Source organism: Microcoleus sp. Pol11C3 (assembly GCF_036701485.1).
GTDB lineage: Bacteria > Cyanobacteriota > Cyanobacteriia > Cyanobacteriales > Microcoleaceae > Microcoleus.
This window is the reverse complement of sequence record NZ_JAUBQW010000253.1, coordinates 1-3,161: the sequence shown is the minus strand read 5'-3', so window position 1 is coordinate 3,161 and position 3,161 is coordinate 1. Positions and strand designations below refer to the sequence as shown.

Below are 3,161 nucleotides of genomic sequence, written 5' to 3'. Positions count from 1 at the left end.
GTACAAGTTTCAACCTTAACTTCAGGCAAGGCTAATAAATGGTCTAGATGGAAGCTCATAACGACAAATGTATTGGTAAATACATTTTACACCATAAAGTCAGGAGAGCCGATCGAATAAGGTTTCATTTTTTTTGCGGCTTTACTAAAATGAGTGCACTACATTTACATGGAATACGCTGTAAGTAATTAATGGAAACCAAATTAGTGAGTTCGTTAAGTAAGGAAAATCTAAAAATCTTTGTAATTTCCGCCGACTGGGGGCTGTAACGCCGGCAAGGAAATACCCGGGAGATTCGTTCTAATCTCACCTGTTTTTCTGATTGCATCAATGATAATCTGCTACGCAGCTATATTGTATAATAGGTAGAGAAGAGAAGGAAGCGATCGCGAGCTAAATATGCCAGCCAAGAATCATTTGACTGAAGAACAATCGGTTTAGCTGCGTAGCAGCTTAATGCTAGACTTTCCCAGCGGTGTGGAGTCGGAAATTAACCAGCAGTTTAGGGAAAAAATTCGCCGCCCTGGGAGTGAATGCTTAGCTCGATCGTGCGGACAAAGCGATCGCCCTAATGAAGAGCGACAATCCCCAAAACTGGATCGCCATTACCAGTCAAAAAAAAGATGAAATTGCCGCCCTAGAGAATGTAGCACTCATGCAGGCTCTATTTGATAACCACTCTGAATGCTTCCTATCCTTGGCACAATAGACCTGTTGCCTGAATCAAGTTAACAGAGGTTTGTCCTGGAGAAGACACTCACAAGCTGGGTTCGGCACAACCGCTAGCCTTCACCCCAAGCTGACAAGAACCCCATTATTAATTACTCTCAAAGGCGACATTTGTTCTTGAACAGTTTTGCAACAGAAGCAGTAAAAGGACGAGCTCAATACACCAGGGTTTTAGCACCTGCTTGTACGTCCGGTGAGGCTGGCAACCACCGCCACTAACTCGGCAGCATCTACGGGTTTTGTTAAATGTATCTGAAAACCTGCTAATAGTGCCTGCCGACGATCGTCATTCCGGGCATAAGCCGTCAGCGCGATCGCGGGTAGCCGGCCGCCTCGCTGCGCTTCAACTTGTCGCAACTTGCGGATCAGGGAGTAGCCATCCTCATCCGGCATCCCAATATCGCTCACTAAAACATCCGGGCTGCGATCCGTTGCGGTTTCGATAATGGTCAACGCCTCCTTGACAGAAGCAACAGCGAGGACATCAGCACCATACTTTTGCAGAATCGTACTCAACAACTCTCGCGCGTCAGCCTCGTCATCTACCACTAAGATTTTTAACCCTTCAAGGCTCGGCGACGCCTCAACCCTCGGCTTCGCCTCGACTATCGAGTTTAATCGCTCTGAGTCCCTGGCTGGTGGATGGATAATCATCACGGGGAGTTTGACTGTAAAGGTCGCCCCCTGTCCTATCCCTGGACTCACGACGGTTACAGTCCCGCCATGCAATTCAACTAATTGACGCACAATGGCTAACCCTAAACCCAACCCCCCATAACTGCGAGTGGTGGTGCTGTCGTGCTGGCGGAAGCGATCGAAGACAAAGGGTAGAAAGTCCGAGCTGATGCCGGATCCAGTGTCGCTGACAGTAACTTCAGCATGAGAATTAACCTGCTCCAAACGAATCTCGACTCGCCCGTCTTTAGGCGTGAATTTGAGGGCGTTAGAAAGTAGATTCCACATAACTTGCTGCAATCGAGCCGCATCACCCAAGAGCGGACCAGCTTCAGAATCGAGCACGCTTTGCAGGCGAATTGATTTTGCCTCAGCCGCCAATTTTAGAGACTCAATGGCAGATTCTATCACGGGCACGAGGTTGACGGGGCGGACTTGGAGGCGCAGTTTACCTGTAATGATGCGAGAAATATCGAGGATGTCTTCGATGAGCTGGGCTTGAGACTTGGCGTTTCGCTCGATCGTCTCCAAAGCCCGCACAACCTTATCCTCACTCAGGGTTCGCTGCCGTAACATCGTTGACCATCCTAAGATGGCGTTGAGAGGAGTTCTGAGTTCATGAGAAAGAATAGAGAGAAACTCATCCTTGGCACGGTTGGCAGCCTCTGCCTCTGCCCGAATTATTTGTTCGCGCATCAATAATTGGTCTTTGGTGCGATTAGACGCTTCCAATTGGGCGGTGCGTTCCTGCACCCGTTGCTCTAGCTCCACATTAATCGCCTGGATACAGCGGCGACTCTCTTCTAGTTGCTGGTTAGTAAGGGCGAGTTGGGCTGGACTTGGCGTATCGAGCGCCACTGGAATTAAGGGAATCAGTAAAAAGGTGAACGTATAGAAAGACCAAGCACCAGTGACTGCTTTGATCAGTCCTGAAACCCAGTAGATGGGGTGCCAAAGTGTCACTACTTCCATCAGGTGGGTTGTGCCACATAGGGCAAAAATAAAAAAGAAACCCACCAGCAGCATCACCGTCTGGGCAGGCAGATCCTTACGCTGATTCGTAAAGTAAACAATGGCAAACGCCACCGAGTAATAAGCGAGGACAGTCACTGCATCTGACGTTATGTGCAGCCAGACCAACCCGGGTTTCCAGAGGTAACAATGCCCGTGAGGAATAAAATTAGTTGAAAAGAAGGTACTCAAGAGGTCAGGCATATTAGTTTACGGCATTGTCAAGTTAATTTAGGGTGTGTCATCAATTCAACCTGATGACTGCAGCAGCGAGAAGAATCGCACGCCGGAAAGTTCACCGTCTGGTGGGTGATAGCGCGTCGCGATTGCCCGATACTGCTTGATCATCGTGGCGAAAAATTTCTCCATCAAATGACGGGCTTTGTACAATTCCGTATCATAAATTCGCAGGGTCTTGCGGTGGCGAGGTGAAATTACCAGAAAGAATTGGTTTAAAGCCCCAAGCCTGATCGGGAAAAATTAAAAGAAGACTATTCATTACTCCAATCCTCTTCCTTCCAGGTAGAGGTCGCCCTCTTGCGGTCAACCCTTCGACTTCGCTCATGGCAAGCTGTCAACTGTCAACTGTCAACTGAAAGCGCTCTTCCCCTCGGCATTGAGGGGGTAAATCACACCCCGATCTGGATCATAGCCCTTGTTAGCCAGCAGTCATTGGTGACAAGTTAAGAAGAGCGATAGAAAGTCAAGAGGGACTTTCTTAACAAGCTCAAACGTGTGAAACTCAG

Annotated in this window: 2 protein-coding genes; one reads left to right on the top strand and one right to left on the bottom strand. The window is 48.5% G+C overall.

Annotation, left to right across the window (positions count from 1 at the left end):
• The first annotated feature begins 456 nt into the window (after positions 1–456).
• Positions 457–627, top strand: a complete 171-nt coding sequence (locus tag QUA40_RS28130) for a hypothetical protein (RefSeq protein ID WP_333131919.1) — start codon at positions 457–459, stop codon at positions 625–627.
• 273 nt (positions 628–900) lie between these two features.
• Here the strand turns inward: QUA40_RS28130 and QUA40_RS28125 are convergent, their stop codons facing one another.
• The gene (locus tag QUA40_RS28125) at positions 901–2,619 is read right to left on the bottom strand and encodes a hybrid sensor histidine kinase/response regulator (protein WP_445301210.1); all 1,719 of its coding nucleotides are present in this window, start codon (positions 2,617–2,619) and stop codon (positions 901–903) included.
• Between the last annotated feature and the right edge of the window lie 542 nt (positions 2,620–3,161).

What these genes read in the sequence shown, in the direction of transcription:
- QUA40_RS28125 (WP_445301210.1), bottom strand. Translation starts at nt 2,619, where the DNA reads ATGCCTGACCTCTTGAGTACCTTCTTTTCAACTAATTTTATTCCTCAC.
- QUA40_RS28130 (WP_333131919.1), top strand. Translation starts at nt 457, where the DNA reads ATGCTAGACTTTCCCAGCGGTGTGGAGTCGGAAATTAACCAGCAGTTT.